The sequence below is a fragment of the Herbiconiux solani NBRC 106740 genome (assembly GCF_001571005.1).
Classification (GTDB): Bacteria; Actinomycetota; Actinomycetes; order Actinomycetales; family Microbacteriaceae; genus Herbiconiux; species Herbiconiux solani.
Window position 1 is genome coordinate 398,561 of sequence record NZ_BCST01000004.1, and the last position, 17,159, is coordinate 415,719.

At 71.2% G+C, this 17,159-nt stretch carries 18 protein-coding genes; 10 read left to right on the forward strand and 8 right to left on the reverse strand.

Features of this window, described 5'->3' with window-relative positions:
- The first annotated feature begins 14 nt into the window (after positions 1–14).
- From HSO01S_RS09540 to HSO01S_RS09555, 4 genes are all read left to right on the forward strand, one after another.
- On the forward strand, positions 15–1,814 hold the full coding sequence (locus tag HSO01S_RS09540) for a DEAD/DEAH box helicase (RefSeq protein ID WP_066040686.1): 1,800 nt from the start codon (positions 15–17) through the stop codon (positions 1,812–1,814).
- Positions 1,815–1,859: 45 nt separating this feature from the next.
- Entirely contained in the window at positions 1,860–3,083 is a 1,224-nt protein-coding gene (locus tag HSO01S_RS09545) for a hypothetical protein (protein WP_066040688.1), read from the forward strand.
- Positions 3,084–3,122: 39 nt separating this feature from the next.
- Complete coding sequence (locus HSO01S_RS09550; protein WP_066040690.1) at positions 3,123–3,857, forward strand: DUF72 domain-containing protein; 735 nt, start codon at positions 3,123–3,125, stop codon at positions 3,855–3,857.
- A 64-nt stretch (positions 3,858–3,921) separates the two neighbouring features.
- Positions 3,922–4,167, forward strand: a complete 246-nt coding sequence (locus tag HSO01S_RS09555; RefSeq protein ID WP_157078984.1) for a hypothetical protein — start codon at positions 3,922–3,924, stop codon at positions 4,165–4,167.
- Positions 4,168–4,544: 377 nt separating this feature from the next.
- On the opposite strand, the gene HSO01S_RS09560 is transcribed toward HSO01S_RS09555, so the two are convergent.
- From HSO01S_RS09560 to HSO01S_RS09580, 5 genes are all read right to left on the reverse strand, one after another.
- Positions 4,545–5,849 carry a hypothetical protein gene (locus tag HSO01S_RS09560; RefSeq protein ID WP_066040693.1) on the reverse strand — a complete coding sequence of 435 codons (1,305 nt, stop codon included), beginning with the start codon at positions 5,847–5,849 and terminating at the stop codon, positions 4,545–4,547.
- A 149-nt stretch (positions 5,850–5,998) separates the two neighbouring features.
- On the reverse strand, positions 5,999–6,430 hold the full coding sequence (locus HSO01S_RS09565; protein ID WP_066040695.1) for an SRPBCC family protein: 432 nt from the start codon (positions 6,428–6,430) through the stop codon (positions 5,999–6,001).
- A gap of 51 nt (positions 6,431–6,481) precedes the next feature.
- A complete protein-coding gene (locus HSO01S_RS09570) occupies positions 6,482–7,942 on the reverse strand; it encodes a phytoene desaturase family protein (RefSeq protein ID WP_157078985.1) in 1,461 nt (486 codons plus the stop codon).
- A gap of 4 nt (positions 7,943–7,946) precedes the next feature.
- The gene (locus HSO01S_RS09575; RefSeq protein WP_066040699.1) at positions 7,947–8,960 is read right to left on the reverse strand and encodes an SDR family oxidoreductase; all 1,014 of its coding nucleotides are present in this window, start codon (positions 8,958–8,960) and stop codon (positions 7,947–7,949) included.
- A gap of 212 nt (positions 8,961–9,172) precedes the next feature.
- Positions 9,173–9,628 carry a VOC family protein gene (locus HSO01S_RS09580; protein WP_066040701.1) on the reverse strand — a complete coding sequence of 152 codons (456 nt, stop codon included), beginning with the start codon at positions 9,626–9,628 and terminating at the stop codon, positions 9,173–9,175.
- Positions 9,629–9,731: 103 nt separating this feature from the next.
- Here HSO01S_RS09580 and HSO01S_RS09585 point away from each other — a divergent pair, with 103 nt between their 5' ends.
- Positions 9,732–10,784: a helix-turn-helix transcriptional regulator gene (locus tag HSO01S_RS09585; protein WP_066040703.1), complete on the forward strand. Its 1,053-nt coding sequence runs from the start codon at positions 9,732–9,734 to the stop codon at positions 10,782–10,784.
- Here the strand turns inward: HSO01S_RS09585 and HSO01S_RS09590 are convergent.
- Entirely contained in the window at positions 10,769–10,993 is a 225-nt protein-coding gene (locus HSO01S_RS09590; protein ID WP_066040705.1) for a hypothetical protein, read from the reverse strand. The two genes, HSO01S_RS09585 and HSO01S_RS09590, sit on opposite strands and share 16 nt — an antisense overlap.
- 38 nt (positions 10,994–11,031) lie before the next feature.
- On the reverse strand, positions 11,032–11,355 hold the full coding sequence (locus HSO01S_RS09595) for a DUF7882 family protein (protein ID WP_066040706.1): 324 nt from the start codon (positions 11,353–11,355) through the stop codon (positions 11,032–11,034).
- Between the two features lie 183 nt (positions 11,356–11,538).
- Between HSO01S_RS09595 and HSO01S_RS09600 the strand changes: the two genes are divergently transcribed.
- Positions 11,539–11,883, forward strand: coding sequence for a hypothetical protein (locus HSO01S_RS09600; RefSeq protein ID WP_066040708.1), 345 nt, complete (start codon positions 11,539–11,541; stop codon positions 11,881–11,883).
- Positions 11,884–11,904: 21 nt separating this feature from the next.
- Here HSO01S_RS09600 and HSO01S_RS09605 read toward each other — a convergent pair whose 3' ends face one another.
- Entirely contained in the window at positions 11,905–12,315 is a 411-nt protein-coding gene (locus tag HSO01S_RS09605) for a DUF488 domain-containing protein (protein WP_066040711.1), read from the reverse strand.
- 106 nt (positions 12,316–12,421) lie between these two features.
- On the opposite strand from HSO01S_RS09605, the gene HSO01S_RS09610 reads away from it, so the two are divergent.
- The 4 genes from HSO01S_RS09610 to HSO01S_RS09625 all read left to right on the forward strand — a co-directional run bounded on the left by HSO01S_RS09610 (position 12,422) and on the right by HSO01S_RS09625 (position 17,131).
- Positions 12,422–14,239, forward strand: a complete 1,818-nt coding sequence (locus HSO01S_RS09610; protein ID WP_245635951.1) for an MFS transporter — start codon at positions 12,422–12,424, stop codon at positions 14,237–14,239.
- Positions 14,240–14,506: 267 nt separating this feature from the next.
- A complete protein-coding gene (gene dinB, locus HSO01S_RS09615) occupies positions 14,507–15,703 on the forward strand; it encodes a DNA polymerase IV (protein ID WP_066040716.1) in 1,197 nt (398 codons plus the stop codon).
- 69 nt (positions 15,704–15,772) lie between these two features.
- Entirely contained in the window at positions 15,773–16,195 is a 423-nt protein-coding gene (locus HSO01S_RS09620) for a VOC family protein (RefSeq protein WP_066040718.1), read from the forward strand.
- 153 nt (positions 16,196–16,348) lie between these two features.
- Positions 16,349–17,131, forward strand: coding sequence for a hypothetical protein (locus tag HSO01S_RS09625; RefSeq protein WP_066040720.1), 783 nt, complete (start codon positions 16,349–16,351; stop codon positions 17,129–17,131).
- Positions 17,132–17,159 lie beyond the last annotated feature (28 nt).

Consider the following 17,159-nt stretch of genomic DNA (forward strand, 5'->3'; position numbering starts at 1 on the left):
AGTACCGTTGACGCATGGACTCCACCACCACCCCCTCCACCGACACCGCCGCCACGAGCGAGCCGGAGTCCGCACCGACCCTCACCTTCGCCGACCTCGGCCTCGGTGAGCGCGTGCTCAAGGCCCTGAAAGACGTCGGCTACGAGACCCCTTCGGCCATCCAGGCCGCCACCATCCCGCCGCTCCTCGAGGGCCGCGACGTGCTCGGCACCGCCCAGACCGGAACCGGCAAGACCGCGGCCTTCGCGCTGCCGATCCTCGATCGCCTCGACCTCGCCCAGAAGACCCCGCAGGCCCTCGTGCTCGCCCCGACCCGTGAGCTCGCGCTCCAGGTCTGCGAGGCGTTCGAGAAGTACGCCTCGCACCTCAAGGGCGTCCACGTGCTGCCCGTCTACGGCGGCCAGGGCTACGGCGTGCAGCTGTCGGCGCTCCGTCGCGGCGTGCACATCGTCGTCGGCACGCCGGGCCGCATCATGGACCACCTCGACAAGGGCACGCTCGACCTGACCCAGCTGAAGTACCTGGTGCTCGACGAGGCCGACGAGATGCTCAAGATGGGCTTCGCGGAGGACGTCGAGACGATCCTCGCCGACACCCCCAAGGAGAAGCAGGTCGCGCTGTTCTCGGCGACGATGCCGGCGCAGATCCGCCGCATCTCGCAGAAGTACCTGAACGACCCCGAAGAGATCACGGTCAAGACCAAGACCACGACCTCGGCGACGATCACCCAGCGCTACCTCGTCGTGTCGTACCCGCAGAAGGTCGACGCGCTCACCCGCATCCTCGAGGTCGAGAACTTCGAGGGCATGATCGTCTTCACCCGCACCAAGAACGAGACCGAGACGCTCGCCGAGAAGCTGCGTGCCCGCGGCTATGCGGCCGCCGCGATCAACGGCGACGTCGCCCAGGTGCAGCGCGAGCGCACGGTGAACCAGCTGAAGTCGGGCAAGCTCGACATCCTGGTCGCCACCGACGTCGCCGCCCGCGGCCTCGACGTCGAGCGGATCAGCCACGTCGTCAACTTCGACCTGCCGATCGACACCGAGTCGTACGTGCACCGCATCGGCCGCACCGGCCGTGCCGGCCGCACCGGCGACGCGATCAGCTTCGTGACGCCCCGTGAACGACGGATGCTCACCGCGATCGAGAAGGCCACCCGCCAGCCGCTCACCGAGATGCGGCTGCCGAGCGTCGACGACGTCAACGCCACCCGACTCACCCGCTTCGACGACGCGATCACCGAGGCGCTGAACCAGCCCGAGCAGATCCAGCAGTTCCGCGACATCATCGGGCACTTCGTCGAGCACCACGACGTGCCCGAGGCCGACGTGGCCGCGGCCCTCGCGGTCGTCGCCCAGGGCGACACCCCGCTGCTGCTCTCGGCCGAGGCCGAGTCGCGCGCGGCCCGCTTCGAGCGCGACCGCCCTGAGCGCGGCGACCGCCCCGACCGCGGAGATCGCGGCGATCGTGGCGAGCGCGGTGACCGGCCCGAGCGCCGCTCGCGTCCGTCCAGCGGCCCGATGACCACCTACCGCCTCGCGGTCGGCAAGCGTCAGCGCGTCGAGCCCCGCCAGATCGTCGGCGCCCTCGCGAACGAGGGCGGGCTCAGCCGCGAGGACTTCGGGGTCATCCAGATCCGCCCCGACTTCTCGCTGGTCGAGCTGCCCGCGAACCTCTCGGGCGAGACGCTGAACAAGCTGAAGGACACGCGGATCAGCGGCAAGCTGATCGAGCTGCGCCCCGACCGCGGCGGCTCCGCCCGCCCGCGCGAAGACCGCGACGAGCGCCCGCCCCGTACGTACCGCCGCGACTGAACCTCTCCCCTACACTGGACGAATAGTCCGTCCTGGGGGAGAACCATGAATCGTCGTCGTCTGATCTCGGCTGCCGCCGTGCTGCTGCTCACCGCGGGAGGGGTGGCCGCCGGGATCGCTCCGGCCAGCGCCGCGCCGACCCCCGGGGTGAACATCCACTTCTTCCCCGAGGTCGACGGCGGGTACTCGATGGGCTATCCCGACGGCGCCGACGTCGACCTGCTGGCGGGTTCGTACAACGCGAAGTGGGTCGCCCAGAACGCCAGCCTGACCGAGACGATCACGGTGCACCTCGAGGTCGCGAACGGCGGCACCTGCGACGCCGTGCTCGCCCCGGGTGCAGATCTCGACTGCCCCCTGTTCCCGATCTGGGTGCCCACGGGCTCGTCGGCCCCGAGCTCGGTCACCGGCACCGCGGTCACCTCGGCCGGCTCCCTGCCGATCGACGCCGCGGTCACCGTGGTCGGCATCGACAGCGGCCTGTCGTCGTGGGTCTCGTTCCTGCTGCCCGACGGCACCAACGCGGTCGTCGACGGCGGCGGCACGATCTCGCTGCCGGTGGGCTACCGCCCCTCGTACCAGATCGGCGTGCACGCGACGACCCCGACCGAGTCGCTCGGCACCCACTACATCTCCCCCGAGGCCTGCGCGGGCCTGACGCCCATCGACGTGGGCCAGGACGGCGCCCTCGTCTGCGACAGCCCGGGCCCCCTCGTCACTTCTCGGGTCAACCAGATGGGCGGGGGGATGTTCACGGTCGACGCCGCCGGCACCAATGCCGTCGACGGCTCGGCGATGACGACTCACGACCTCTACACGGTGCAGGCGGCCGGCGCGTGCCAGGTGGCGGCGACCACGCTCTCCGTCGGCGACACCCAGACCCTGACCTGCTCGGGGTTCCTCCCCGGGATGTCGATCGAGGCCCTCGAACTCGGCACCAAGTCCGCGCCGTTCCTGATCTTCCCCGCGACCGTGGGTGCGGACGGCACCTTCTCGGTGAGCTTCATCGCGATCGAGCCGACGATCTACGGCAACTCGCAACTGGTCATCCGGACCGGCTACGAGGTGCTCTGGACGAGCCAGGACTTCTTCGTGAACCCGGCGGCCGCGGTCGTTCCGGCCGGTGACGGCACCGGCACCGGCTCCGGTCGTGCCTCGCTGGCGGCCACCGGCGCCGCACCGACGGGCCCGGCCGCACCGCTCGGCGCGCTCGCTCTGCTCGCCGGAGTCGCAACCCTCGTGATCGCGCGCCGCCGCCGCACCGTCTGACCGGTTGCGGGGCCGAGGCACCCGGGACACGATCGGAGGATGGCGTGGATCGGGACCTCGGGCTGGAGCTACGACCACTGGAACGGGGTGCTCTACCCGCCCGGCACGAGCTCCGCGAAGCGCCTGGACGTCTACACCGCCCACTTCGACACGGTCGAGCTCAACGGCAGCTTCTACCACTGGCCGCGCGCCGCCGCCTTCGCCTCCTGGCACGAGCGGCTGCCCGCCGGGTTCCGGATGTCGGTGAAGGCGCCGCGCGGGCTCACCCACGCCCGGCGGCTGCGGGATCCGGACGTCTGGATCGAGCGGATCGCCGAGGCCTGGCGCGAGCTCGGCGAGAACCGGGCGGTGCTGCTCGTGCAGCTGCGCCCGGACGACCAGCGGCGTGACGAGCAGGACGACGCCCGGCTCGAGGACTTCCTCGCCCGCGTTCCCGCCGACATCCGGGTCACCGTCGAATTCCGCCACGACAGCTGGCTCGATGACCGCGTGTTCGAGATCCTCGAGCGCCACCGAGCGGCCTACTGCGTGATGAGCGGCGCCGGCCTGCCGTGCGTGCTCCGTGCCGCCACCGGCTTCGTGTACCTCAGGATGCACGGCCCGGACCACCAGCACCTGTACGCGGGCTCGTACAGCGACGACGACCTGCGCTGGTGGGCCGACCGCATCCGGGAGTGGGAGGGCCAGGGCCGGGAGGTCTACGTCTACTTCAACAACGACGGGGCGGGTCACGCGGTGCGGAACGCCGACACCCTCCGCGGCATCCTGGCCTGAGCCTTCGCCGGGCACCGGGCCCCGAGGGGTTGCGCGATCGCGGTTACGTCGTAGCGTCGGGCCCATGGCCATTCAAAGCGGAAACGACGACGAAACCGTGCGGAAAGACGTCTCCTACAGCCCCGGCAGCGGGCGGGAGACCGAGGAGGCGCAGGACGACCCGCGCAGTTCCACCCACCTCGACGACCCCGAGATCGACGCCTCGAAGGTGACCAGCCTGCCCGGTGAGGGTGGCCCGGACGACGTCGGCGAGATCGACGTCGACGAGGAGGCCATTCGCGAGGACATCGCGAAGCGCTCTCGGCACTGAGCTGACAGCAGCGATTCATCAGCACCGACTCGGGAGCACCGACCCGACAGCCGCGACTCGACAGCACCGACTCGCTACGGAATTATGCGAATGCATCGACGCGAACCGTAGAACCGGAGCCGTTCGACGCGTACGATCAGACCGAGCCGGACCGGCAGGCCCCACGCCTTCCGGTCCGGCTCGTCCCTGTGTCGAGGGGACGAGCAGATACGCCACGGTGAGGGATGTCGACCGGGGCGCACCTGCCCTCCCGCACGTCGCCCCCGCTCGCGTCACCGCGGACGGATGCGCCGTACACCCTCTGTTCGGGGCGGACGGCGCATCCGGTTTGGTCCCTGCGAGAAGTACCCCGCAGCTCAACCGATCGGCTCAGCCGATCAGCTCAGCCGGCGGCGGCGGATGACCAGCAGCGCGAGCCCACCGGCCAGCAGCAGCACGAGGCCCGACACACCGGCCACGAGGGGCGCGGCGCCGGTCTGGGCGAGTGCTCCCGTGCCCGACGAGGCGTTGCCGGCCGGAACGACCACGACCGGGTTGGTCCCGGTCGGAGCCGTCACCGGCGGGGTCGTGACGGGCGGGGTCACCGGCGGAACCACGGCGGGCTGCGCGACCGTGAAGGTCACGAGCGTGCTCGGGTCAGAGACGCTCGCCGGAACGGCGCCGCCCGCACTCGCCTCGCGCGAGGCCACCGCGACCGCACCGTGCAGGCCCGGCTCCAGAGCGGCCAGCACCGAGAAGGTGCCGTCGGCTCCGGCGACCACCTGGTAGGCGACGACGCCGTCGGCCACGACGACGGGGGTGGACGGAACGGCCTCGGCCTGCAGACGGGCCGCGTCGCCGGTGGCTTCGCCCGCGGCGAGCGCGTCGGCGTCACCGACGGCGATGGTCACGGTGTCGCCCGCGGTCGCCGTGCCCGAGATCGTCACGGGGCTGAGAACCGACTGGCTCTCGGTCGGCGTGGTGATGACCGGGGTGTCGGCGAGGCAGTTGACGACCTCGGTCTTCGAGGCCAGCGTCACCGGGTCACCGGCGGCGTCCACCGAGCGGATCGTGGCCACCAACGGCGTGTCCTCGTCCAGCGACCAGGCCCTGACGCGGGTGTCGCCGGCGGCGACGACACCGCTCTCGACCGAGGTGTCGCCCGCGATGAACTCGTAGTCGGCAGGGCCCGTGCCCTTGGAGTTGTCCAGGGTGAACGAGAAGCCGGGGCTGGGCGGGATGATCCCACCGGTCGGGAAGACACAGCTCGCGTCCGCGATCGTCGCGACCGCGGCCGGGCTGAAGTTCGGCACGCAGTCGACGCTCTGCAGCGAGCCGCCGATCAGGCCTCCCCCGGTCGAGGTGTCGAAGACCTGGATGGTGGTGTCCGAGTTCTCCGGCAGCGGGATGACCCGGCGCAGGCTGTCGCCCGCCTCGATCGTGCCGGACTCGTAGGTGGTGCTGAAGTTCAGCACGATGCTGTAGTCCAGATCCGTGTCGACGGTGTCGGCGTTGCTGATGGTCAGTTCGGCGCCGTCGACGACGAGCCCCAGCGTGCCGCCGGTCGGGATGTCGCAGTTCTGGGTGCCGAAGGTCACCGTGGCGGGCAGCGCCTGTGCGGCCCCCGCGGTGAAGGCGATGCCGGCGGATGCGAGTGCCGCGACCGCCAGAACCGAGAGTGAGCGAGTGAGCAGTTTTCTCATTGCGTGTCTGTCTCCTAGGGAATGCAGGAGGGCGCGCGACCGATCGATCCGACCGGATGGTGAGCCCCGTTGCGTCGTTTCCCTCCAGCTGAGACAGCTGCGACCCTCTGACGGTACCCTGTTCGACGCCTATCGCCTAGGGATTGCCGCTAGTGCCCTTCGGAGAGGTAGCAGAGGCGCCGGAGCGTCTCGACGTTGCGCACGTGCAACGGGATGTCCAGGATCGGCTCCGGCACGAACGAGCCCGGGCCCTTCACGGCGTACTCGTCGATCCGCACCACGCAGCCGTCGCCACGGGGCTTCACCCGGATGTCGACCTGGGCCTCACCGATCGGCCAGCCCGCCGGGCGCATGAGCATCCGGTGCGGCGGGTCCCAGACGAGCACGGTGGTGCTGTCGTCGATCAGCGCGGGCCAGACCCCGAAGGAATGGTGCAGCTCGCTGCCGACCGCGGGCCAGTCGTCGTCGACGGCGCGCATCCGTGACGCCCCGACCACCCAGGCCGGGAACAGCCAGCCGTCGGCCAGCACCTCGAAGACCTTCTCGGGTGGGCAGTTGAACTCACGGACGTTTGTCGACACGGCGGATCCGATCTAGGAGAGGGCGGATAGGAGGGACAGGGGCACGATCGATCACGACCTCGGGGACAGATCGGGCGGGTTGTCGATGCCGAACACGGCTTTGAGCGCGCGCCGGGCGGCGTACCAGCCGGCCAGCCCGTGCACGCCCGGGCCGGGCGGGGTGGAGGAGGAGCAGAGGTAGACACCTTCGGCCGGTGTGGCCCACGGGTTCAGCGACAGCGTCGGCCGCGCGGCGAGCTGCCAGAGGCTCGCGGCCCCCGCGGCGATGTCGCCGCCGATGTAGTTGGGGTCGTAGTTCTCGAGATCCTTCGCCGTGCGCGAGCTCGAGGCGAGCACGAGATCGCGGAACCCGGGGGCGAACCGTTCGAGCTGCCGGGTGATCGCCTCGGTCTGGTCGAGGTCGGAGTCCCGCGGCACGTGCGTGTAGGCCCAGAGCACCTGCGCTCCCCCGGGAGCGCGGCTGCCGTCGACGATCGAGGGCTGAGAGACCAGCACGTACGGGGCATCCGAGTGGCGGCCCTCGGCGACCGCCTTCTCGGCCGCGGCGATCTCGGCGCGCGTGCCCCCGACATGGATGGTGCCGGCGCTCCGGAGCAGCTCGTTCTGCCACGGCACCGGCCCGCTGAGCGCGAAATCAACCTTCGCGACCGCGTTTCCGTAGCGGAAGCGCTCGAGCGCGGCCCGGTAGCGGGCAGGCAGCCGGTCGCCCGCGATGCGCACGAGGTTCTTCGGCGCGACGTCGAGCAGCACCGCCCGGGCGGGCCGGACCTGCTCGAGGTCGGTGATCTCCGCATCCGTCTCGATCTCGCCGCCGTGGGCGATCAGGTCGGCGGCGAGGGCGTCGACGATGGCCTGGCTGCCGCCGATCGGCACCGGCCAGCCGCGGCCGTGCGCGTAGGCGCCGAGTGACAGTGCGGCGCCGGCGGTCGAGGGGCTCGGCATCGTGCGGATGCTGTGGGCGGCGACCCCGGTGAGCATCGCCGGGGCCACCTCGTCGCGGAACCGCAGGTTCCAGAGCGGCGAACCCTGCTCGAGCGACCGCAGCCCGAACCGGGCGGTGGTGACCGGATGCGCGGGGATGCGCAGGAGCGGCGAGCCGGCGAACTGCGCGACCTGGTCGGCCCGGCGGGCGAGCGGACCCATCAGGCTCCGCCACGCTCCCCCGTCGATCCCGAGGTGGTCGGCCGTGCGCTCGAGGTCGCGGAAGGCGATGCCCGCGCGCCCGCCGTCGAGCGGATGACCGTAGGAGATCTCCGGGACGACCAGCTCGATCCGCTCCGCCAGCCCGAACCGGCGGAAGAAGCCGGACGCGAGGGCCATCGGATGCACGGCCGAGCAGATGTCGTGATGGAACCCGGGCAGGGTCAGCTCGGCGGTCCGCGCGCCGCCGCCGACCGTGGAGTTGCGCTCGTAGACGCGCACGGAGAGCCCCGCGCGCGCCATCGTCACGGCGGCGGCGAGCCCGTTCGGGCCCGCGCCGACGACCGCGACGTCCACTGCCTGACCGGGCACCGGCTCAGGCCCCCTTCCGGCCCTTGACCAGGAGGCCCGCGGTGCCGATCAGCGCGGCACCCCCCGCGGCCGCGGCCGCGTTGAGCGGGCGGCGGTGCCGCAGGTACCAGGCCTGCAGCGAGTGCGTCTTGGCCGAGTCGCTAAAGATGCCGCGCGATCCCTGGTCTCCGGGAACCGGCTCGTAGAGGTTGTCGGGCAGCATCGGCTCGCTCTTGTCGGGCGCCTGCTGTCCGTCGTAGCCGGTGCGGGCGAGGTACCAGTCGAGGAAGCCGGCGACGAAGCGGTTGCCGATCACGGTCTTCGCGGTGGGGAGCCCGACCCAGGTGCGGCGGCGCGGATGCTCGGCCACGTAGGCGACGACCCGCGCGGCGACCTCGGGCTCGAAGATCACGTCCATCGGCCGGGGGTGATCCGGCAGCGCCGACTTCACCCAGTTGAACTGCACCGTGTTCATGGCGGGCATGTCGACGGTCGAGATGCGGACCGGGCTCTTCCGGTGGATGAGCTCGGTCGTGACCGACTCGGTGAAGCCCTGCACCGCGTGCTTCGCGCCGCAGTACGCGGCCTGCAGCGGGATTCCGCGGTGCGCCAGGGCCGAGCCGATCTGGATGACGTGCCCGCGCTCGCGGGGCACCATGCGGGACAGGGCGGCGCGGGTGCCGTTCACGAACCCGAAGTAGTTGACGGCGGTCGCGCGCTCGAAGTCGTGCGGATCGGTCTCGAGGAACTCGGCGAACGCGCCGACCATGGCGTCGTTGACCCAGAGGTCGATCGGGCCGAGCTCGTTCTCGATCCGGGTCGCGGCCTCCTCGACGGCGTCGCGGTCGGCGACGTCGGTCGAGATGCCGAGCCCACGGCGACGGTAGCCCTCGATCTCGGCGACGACGGCCTCGAGGCCGTCCTCCCCGCGTGCGAGGACCGCGACATCCCAGCCCCGCCCCGCCAGCGCCCGGGCGATCGCCCGGCCGAGCCCCGCGGTACCGCCGGTGACGACGGCCACTCCCCTCGACGCGCTCATCGGGCGGAGCCGCCCGTGCGACCGGCGCCGGAGCGCCGGGAGGTGTGGATGGAGGTCATGGGAGTCCTTTCAGGGTGGACTCTCGACCTTGCCCGGACTGCACCCCGCGCGCAACGGGTTGGGGGGTGCTGGTCAGGGTGCGGGGGGTGCGTTGCGGGCGAGTGGTGCGGGCGGGTGTGAGGATGCGGGTCCTCCGCCCGCCCGCACGTCCGTCAGGCCGCGTCGGCGACCGAGATGGTCCAGGTCACCCCGAAGCGGTCGGTCAGCATCCCGAAGCCGGCCGACCAGGCCGAGGCCGCGAGCGGCTCGACGACGGTCGCGCCGTCGGCCAGGGCGTTCCAGTACCGCTCGGCCTCGGCGAGGTCGGCAACGCCGAGGGCGAGGAAGAAGGGCTGATCCGTGACGGTCGTGCCGTTCTCCCTCCGGGTCGAGCCGATCTGGCGCGGAGTGCCCGCCGTTCCCGGCACGTCGTACGCCATCAGGGTGAAGCCGTCGGGGGCGACGACCTGGCCGAAGACGACCGAGGCGGTGTCAGGGAGCCCCTCGGGCATCCCGAAGTCGCCGTAGGTGCGGACGACGGCCTGGCCGCCGAAGGCCTCCGCGTAGAACGTGAGGGCCGCGCGGGCCTCGCCATGGAAGTTGAGATGGGGGACGGGGGTGGCGGACATGGTGTCTCCTTCTTCTCCCGAGACGCGTCTCGCCTCGGGGGTGGTCCGACTCTTGCAGCGAATGCGGACAGGGAACGTCCGGATTCTCTGCGAGGATCGGACCATGCCCGTCGCCTCCTCCCCCTCGACCTCGCGCCGCCTGCTCGCACTGCTCTCGCTGCTGCAGTCGCGGCGCGACTGGCCCGCTCCCGTGCTGGCCGAGCGGCTCGAGGTGAGCGAGCGCACGGTGCGGCGCGACATCGAGCGGCTCCGGGAGCTGGACTACACGATCGACGCGACCCGCGGCCCGGACGGCGGGTACCGGCTGGGCGCGGGCTCGACCGTGCCGCCGCTGCTCTTCGACGACGAGCAGGTGATCGCGCTGACCCTCGCGCTGCGCTCGGCCGGCGCGCTCGGGGCCGGGCTCGAGGATGCGGCGGAGCGGGCGCTGACAACGGTCACGCGCCTGCTGCCGTCGCGCCTGGCGCCCCGGGTGGAGGGGCTGGCGCAGGCGACCTCGGCAGTGGCGGCAGCGGCGGTCGGCCCGGTCGCGCAGGCCGACCCCGCGGTGCTGGCCCGGATCGGCGAGGCCATCCACGCCCGTGAGCAACTGCGCTTCGACTACACCGCCCCCGCGGAGAGCGGCTCGACGGGCGACCAGAGCGACCACGGCGGCACCGCACCGGTCCGGGTCGTCGAGCCGCACCACCTGCTGCTGAGCGGAGGGCGCTGGTACCTCGTCGGCTACTCCCCCGAGCGCGAGGACTGGCGGACCTACCGGGTCGATCGCATCGCCCCGCGCAGTCACACCGGGCGCCGGTTCGACGTCCGCCGGGTTCCAGGCGGTGATCCCTCCCGGTACCTGATCGGCCGCTTCCGCGGGTCGGACGACGGGAGCGCCGCCTGGCCCTGTGCGGGTGAGGCCGTGCTCGGGGTCGCGCTTGGAACGATCACGCCTTATCTGGAAGCCGGCACCGGAGAGGATCTGGGCGACGGTCGCTGCCGCATCCGTCTCGGGTCGTGGTCGTGGGACGGTCTCGCGGCAGTGTTCTGCCGATTCCCGGCACCCCTCTCCGAGGTGCACCCGGCCGAGCTCCGCTCCGCGTTCGCCGCGCTCTCCGAGCGTGCGGCCGCCGCCGCCGCCGCCGCGCGCGGCCCCCGTCAGGGCGCGGTCTGATCCGGTTCGTCGATGCCGACCAGCGAGATCCCGACCCCTTCGGTGATCAGGAGCCTGGCCTCCTGCATCCGGCCCTCACCGCGGTTGGCGACGAGCCAGGCCGGCTCGGCACCGGTCAACCCGGCCTGGATCTCAGCCTGCACGTCGTCGACGTCCCGGTCTCCGATCGTGTACTCCTCACCGTCGTAGACGATCTCGACTCGCTTCATGGCTGCTCCTCGCTGTGTCCGGGGTGGTGTTCCGCGCGTCACTCGATGGGTTCGGTGGCCGGCGGTGCGTCGGTCTCCGGAACGAGGTGGAGACCCTGCGGCGAGTTCGCCGTGAGCATCAGCGCCTCGACCCAGGCCCGGTTGAGCGCCGGCGGACGGCTGCCGTGGAACTTGAAGACCATCGGGATGTTCGGGTGGACCCAGAGCGTCGTGCGCCCGTCGCCGATCGCCGGGTCGTCCTTCCAGCTGAAGAAGAACGACTCGTTGCGCCGCAGCTTGGCCCCGATCACCTGTTGGAGATGTGCGAGGGTGCGGTCGTCGAAATCGACGACGAACGAGGAGTCGTAGGTGAGTTTGCCCATGGATCATCCCTCTTCCGTCGAGCCCGTCCGGGTGGCTCTGGCGTTCCGTACCTGGCTGAACGTACATCGCCGAGGCGGGCGGTGAGAGGGGCTTGACGGAAGCGGCGGAGACATCTGCTTGCCTGACACCGCGCCCGGGCGCAAGCCCATTGCTCCATTTCCCCGGATGGAGATCATGAGGACATGGAGCGAATTCACTACGCAGGAGACTCGATCTTGACGGGCACCGACATCGCCCGGGCGCTGCTCGACTACGCGCACGCGCTCGCACTCGCCGATCAGTCCGACACCGTCGACATCCCGGTGCGCCGGGAGGACGGCACGGTCGGCACGGCGAACATGCTGATCGGTCCGGCGAGCCAGCTGGTCTCCGAATCGGGGTCGGCCGACGATGAAGCGGATGAGGCCGGCGAGCTGCGGAACGACGAGGTCGTCGCCGACATGCGCCGGCGGATCGCGCTCCTCCACAACCCCCGCCCGATGACCGACGACGAGCCGCGGAGCCGCGACGACCTGGACGAGTACTGACCTCCTCGGACGGAAATCTCCTCAGACGGAAGACGTATCCCCGGCCGATGCGGCGGGGTCGGCGGGCACCCGGCCGCGGAGGACCTCCGCGAGCACGACGGCTTCGCTGTGCTCGACGTCCTTCGTCGCGGTGAGCAGCGTCACCGGGCCGACGGCGAGCAGGGCGCGCAGCTGACCGAGGAGGTCTTGCTGCACGGGACCTTCGAGCTCGGCCAGGTACCGGGTGGTGAACTCCGGGAAGCGCTCGGGCACGTGCTGGTACCACTCACGCAACTCGGTCGAGGGAGCCAGATCCCGCACCCACCGGTCGAGGTCGGCTCGATCCTTGCTCATACCGCGCGGCCAGAGCCGGTCGACCAGCACCCTGGCGCCTCCGTCGGGCTCGGGCGCCTCGTAGATCCGCCGCACGAGGACGGGGTTGGTTCCGGTCACGATGGGCCTCTTTCCGATTCCTCGAAGTCTCGCCGGGTTCGGCGGGCGGGACAAGGGCGGGTCCGCCTCCCGGAAGGATTATAGTTAGCTCACTACAACTAACTAAGTGAGTGCGGGCGCGGCGGGTGAGCCGGGGCGCGCATCCGGAACCGGAGCGATCATGGCGGAGAAGGTCCAGCGCGAGCGGGCGGGCGTGTTCAACCGCGACCACCCCCGGTACAAGTGGATCGCCCTCAGCAACACCACCCTCGGCGTGCTGATGGCCACGATCAACGGCTCCATCGTGCTGATCTCGCTCCCCGCGATCTTCACCGGCATCCACCTCGACCCGCTCGAGCCCGGCAACGTCAGCTACCTGCTCTGGATGCTGATGGGCTACATCCTCGTCACCGCTGTTCTGGTCATGACCTTCGGTCGGCTCGGCGACATGGTCGGCCGCGTCAAGATCTACAACCTCGGCTTCGTGATCTTCACGATCGCGGCCGTCGCGCTCGTCTTCGACCCGTTCACCTCCGGCGCGGGCGCCCTCTGGCTGATCGGCTGGCGCGTCGTGCAGGCCGTCGGCGGCTCGATGATCTTCGCCAACTCGACCGCGATCCTCACGGATGCCTTCCCCGCCAACAAGCGCGGGATGGCGATCGGCATCAACCAGATCGCCGCGATCGCCGGCACCTTCCTGGGACTGATCATCGGCGGGCTGCTCGCCGCGCTCGACTGGCGCGCGATCTTCCTGGTGAGCGTGCCCTTCGGCATCCTGGGCACGATCTGGTCGTACAAGTCGCTGCACGAGGTCGGCGCGAAGAGCGCGGGCCGCATCGACTGGTGGGGCAACATCCTCTTCGCCGTCGGGCTCGTGGCCGTCCTCGCCGGCATCACCTACGGCATCCAGCCCTACGGGGACAGCTCGACCGGCTGGCTGAATCCCTGGGTGCTCGGCGCGATCATCGGCGGGGTCGCCGTTCTGGTCGTCTTCGTGCTACTCGAACTGCGGATCGAGGACCCGCTGTTCAACGTGCGCCTGTTCGCCATCCGCACCTTCGCGTGGGGCAACGTGGCGGGCCTGCTCGCCTCGATCGGCCGCGGCGGGCTGCAGTTCATGCTGATCATCTGGCTGCAGGGCATCTGGTTGCCGCTGCACGGCTTCTCGTACGAGAGCACGCCGTTCTGGGCCGGCATCTACCTGCTGCCCCTGACCATCGGGTTCCTGATCTCGGGACCGATCTCGGGCACGCTCTCGGACCGCTTCGGCGCCCGCGCCCTCTCGTCGGCCGGTCTCGTGCTCGTGGCCGCCACCTTCGTCGCCCTGCTGCTCATCCCGGTGAACTTCGAGTACTGGATCTTCGCCGTCATCACCCTGCTCAACGGGATCGGCTCGGGGATGTTCGCCGCCCCGAACCGCACGGCGATCATGAACTCGGTGCCCGCGACCCAACGCGGCGCGGCCTCGGGCATGACGGGCACGTTCCAGAACGCCGGCAACTCGCTCTCGATCGGCATCTTCTTCTCGCTGATGATCGCTGGGCTCGCGACCACGCTGCCGGACGCCCTGTACTCAGGGCTCACCTCGAACGGGGTGGCGGCGCAGGTCGCCGGGCCGGTGGCCGCGACACCGCCGGTCGGCAGCCTGTTCGCGGCGTTCCTCGGCTACAACCCGATCGCGTCGATCCTCGGTCCGACGGGCGCCCTGGATGCTCTACCCGCCGCCGACTCGGCCACCCTGACCGGTCAGTCCTTCTTCCCGGAGCTGATCTCGGGGCCGTTCCACTCCGGGCTCGTGATCGTGTTCATCGCGGCGGCGGCCATGTCGCTGATCGGGGCGGTCGCGTCGTTCCTGGCGGGCGGGAAGTACATGCACACGGAGCCCTCGTCGCCGGACGCCGCCGGGACCACGGCGCCCACCGAGGCCGCGCTCAGCGACGTCTGAGGTCTTCTCCGCCAGGGGCCGGAGGGCGGCGGAGGCGGGGAGTATCCTCGACGACCTGGTGACCAACGCGCCGCCGAAGAATCGCGACCTCGAGGCGATCAAGGGGCGCGAGCGGCACGAGAAGCGGATGGAGCGCGAGGTGCGGATCCGCACCGCCGAGCCCGTCGGATAGGAGGCCCTCGGGCGCGATGTCGTGGGCTGGTGCGACGATCTCTTTCAGGACGACCGGGCCGGCGTTCGCATCGGTGACGGGCGGGAGGAGGACGGATGCGCGGCGAGGCCACGGTGCTGCACGCCGACCTCGACGCGTTCTACGCCTCGGTCGAGCAACGGGATGCGCCCGCGCTCCGGGGCCGGCCGGTGATCGTCGGCGGCGGCCTGGTGCTGGCGGCGAGCTACGAGGCCAAGGCGCGGGGCATCCGGACGGCGATGGGCGGCCGGCAGGCGCGGGAGCTCTGCCCGGAGGCGATCGTGGTGCCACCGCGGATGGAGGCGTACTCGGCCGCCAGCCGGGACGTGTTCGCGATCTTCCGCGACACCACCCCGCTCGTCGAGGGGCTCTCGATCGACGAGGCCTTCCTCGAGGTCGGCGGACTGCGGCGGATCGCCGGGACACCCGAGCAGGTCGCGGCCCGGCTGCGGGAACGGGTCAAGATCGAGGTGGGGCTGGCGATCTCGGTCGGGGTGGCGCGCACCAAGTTCCTGGCCAAGGTCGCGAGCGCGGTCAGCAAGCCCGACGGGTTGCTCGTGGTCGAGCCCGATCGCGAGCAGGAGTTCCTGCTGCCGCTGCCCGTCGAGCGCTTGTGGGGCGTCGGGCGCGTGACCGCCGAGAAGCTGCACCGGCTCGGCATCACGACCGTCGGGCAGCTCGCCGAACTCGAGTCGGCGACGGCCGAACGACTGCTCGGCAAGGCGACCGGCGCGCATCTGCACGCGCTCGCCCGGCTCCGGGACCAGCGGCCGGTCGACACCGCGCGGCGACGCTCCTCGATCGGTTCGCAGCGCGCACTCGGCAGCCGGCCGCGCCCACCCGAGGAGCTCGACCTCATCCTGACGCAGATCGTCGACCGGTTGGCCCGCCGGTTGCGCGACGGCGACCGGGTCTGCCGCACGGTCGTGCTGCGACTGCGCTACGGCGACTTCTCGAAGGCGACGCGGTCGCGCACGGTGGGGACCGCATCCGATCGCACCTCGGTGCTGCTCGGGGTCGCCCGGGAGCTCTTCGCCGCGGCGCAGCCCGAGATCTCCGGGCGCGGCCTCACCCTGATCGGGATCTCGCTCGGGCAGCTCGCGCGCGCCGACAGCCTCACCCCGGAGCTGCCGATCGACTGGAACGACAGCGCCCGGCTCGACACGGTACTCGACGCCGTGCGCGACCGCTTCGGCACCACCTCGGTCGCCCGGGCCGCGCACCTCGATCGCGACCCGGGCTGGTCGAGCCCGATCCTGCCCGAGCATGAGTAAGGCCGGGGCGCGGGTGGGAGCGGAATCGAGGGGGTGGCTCTCGACGGGTCGCCGGACTAGCGTGGGCGCATGATCGGCTCGCTCGACGTCATCGTCCTCGACTGCCCGGACACCCGGGCGCTCGCCCGCTTCTACGCCGAACTGATCGGCGGCGAGATCGTGCAGTTCGACACGCACTGGGCCGAGGTCGTGCCGCCGATCCCCGGCTCGCGGCCGCTCTTGGCGTTCCAGCGAGTCGACGACTACCGCGCGCCGGAGTGGCCGGGGCAGCAGGTGCCGCAGCAGCTGCACCTCGACGTCAAGGTCGACGACCTCGACGCGGGCGAGCAGGCCGTGCTCGCGATCGGCGCGACGCGGGTCGGCGGCGACGGGGCCCAGGACGCAGCCGGCGACAGCGACAGCGGTGACGACGGCGACGGCGAGGTCGAGACCTTCCGCGTCTTCCTCGACCCGGCCGGGCATCCGTTCTGCCTCGTGCGCCCGAACGACTGAGCGCGCACGCGGGGCGTTCAGCAGCCGGAGTCCAGCCGGAGTCCAGCCGGCCCCGCATCGAAGTCTGGCAACAGGCGTAGAAGAGTCCCCCATCCGGTGGCCTGTGCCGCATCCCGGACCTGGTTAGCGTGTAGCCACGACCAGGGGGAGATCATGACCGACAGAGAATTCCAGGGCCCGGCCCTCACCGGGATCCCGGCCAAGCCGGGCTCGACCGAGATCACTCCGCGGCGGAGGGTGCTGCGCCCGTTCGGCTACCTCGGCATCGCGATCGTCTGGCTGGCCCTCTCGGCGGTCGTCGCCGGGCTGCTGGCCGTCATCCCGTTCGTCATCGTCGACCAGGGCGACCTCGCCTCGTCACCCGGGATCGAGAACCTGGCCCACGACACCGAGTGGCTGGCCGCGTTGATCGCTCTGCCGATCGTGGCGCTGGTGTTCGGGGCCATCATCAGCCTGCTCTTCGTCGGCTCGTTCTCGCTGTTCGTACTGTCGCTGATCGCCTTCGGCCGGTCGCTCCTCCCTTCCTACGCCCACGAGCCGCTGACGACGACGCGCTGGACCAGTGACGCGATCGGGCCGGTGCGGGCCGGCGGGGTGCTCGCGCCGGCGATGAAGGGCGACGCGTCGCGCTACCGCGACGTGCTCGACAAGCAGTCGCTGTCGCTCATCCCCGTGCGCCGCACTCCGTTCGGCGCCTTCTGGACCCGGGTGATGTTCTTCGCCTGGGTGCCCTCGGGCGGCGTCATCCTCTCGAGCGTCTGGCTCGGGTTCGCCTATCTCGTCACCGTCGGCTGGGTGACCTGGCCGGTCACCGGCCCGCTCGCCTTCGTCTGGGCCGCCGTCTCGCTGGTGCTCGTCGGCCTCGGCATCCGGGGCAGCCTGCGGGCGGCGAAGAAGCAGATCGAGCGCCAGTTCGCCCAATCGACCGTCAGCTGACGGCGGACGGATCGGAACCGGCCGGATC

What these genes read in the sequence shown, in the direction of transcription:
- HSO01S_RS09540 (WP_066040686.1), top strand. Translation starts at nt 15, where the DNA reads ATGGACTCCACCACCACCCCCTCCACCGACACCGCCGCCACGAGCGAG.
- HSO01S_RS09545 (WP_066040688.1), top strand. Translation starts at nt 1,860, where the DNA reads ATGAATCGTCGTCGTCTGATCTCGGCTGCCGCCGTGCTGCTGCTCACC.
- HSO01S_RS09550 (WP_066040690.1), top strand. Translation starts at nt 3,123, where the DNA reads ATGGCGTGGATCGGGACCTCGGGCTGGAGCTACGACCACTGGAACGGG.
- HSO01S_RS09555 (WP_157078984.1), top strand. Translation starts at nt 3,922, where the DNA reads ATGGCCATTCAAAGCGGAAACGACGACGAAACCGTGCGGAAAGACGTC.
- HSO01S_RS09560 (WP_066040693.1), bottom strand. Translation starts at nt 5,849, where the DNA reads ATGAGAAAACTGCTCACTCGCTCACTCTCGGTTCTGGCGGTCGCGGCA.
- HSO01S_RS09575 (WP_066040699.1), bottom strand. Translation starts at nt 8,960, where the DNA reads ATGAGCGCGTCGAGGGGAGTGGCCGTCGTCACCGGCGGTACCGCGGGG.
- HSO01S_RS09580 (WP_066040701.1), bottom strand. Translation starts at nt 9,628, where the DNA reads ATGTCCGCCACCCCCGTCCCCCATCTCAACTTCCATGGCGAGGCCCGC.
- HSO01S_RS09585 (WP_066040703.1), top strand. Translation starts at nt 9,732, where the DNA reads ATGCCCGTCGCCTCCTCCCCCTCGACCTCGCGCCGCCTGCTCGCACTG.
- HSO01S_RS09590 (WP_066040705.1), bottom strand. Translation starts at nt 10,993, where the DNA reads ATGAAGCGAGTCGAGATCGTCTACGACGGTGAGGAGTACACGATCGGA.
- HSO01S_RS09595 (WP_066040706.1), bottom strand. Translation starts at nt 11,355, where the DNA reads ATGGGCAAACTCACCTACGACTCCTCGTTCGTCGTCGATTTCGACGAC.
- HSO01S_RS09600 (WP_066040708.1), top strand. Translation starts at nt 11,539, where the DNA reads ATGGAGCGAATTCACTACGCAGGAGACTCGATCTTGACGGGCACCGAC.
- dinB (WP_066040716.1), top strand. Translation starts at nt 14,507, where the DNA reads ATGCGCGGCGAGGCCACGGTGCTGCACGCCGACCTCGACGCGTTCTAC.
- HSO01S_RS09620 (WP_066040718.1), top strand. Translation starts at nt 15,773, where the DNA reads ATGATCGGCTCGCTCGACGTCATCGTCCTCGACTGCCCGGACACCCGG.
- HSO01S_RS09625 (WP_066040720.1), top strand. Translation starts at nt 16,349, where the DNA reads ATGACCGACAGAGAATTCCAGGGCCCGGCCCTCACCGGGATCCCGGCC.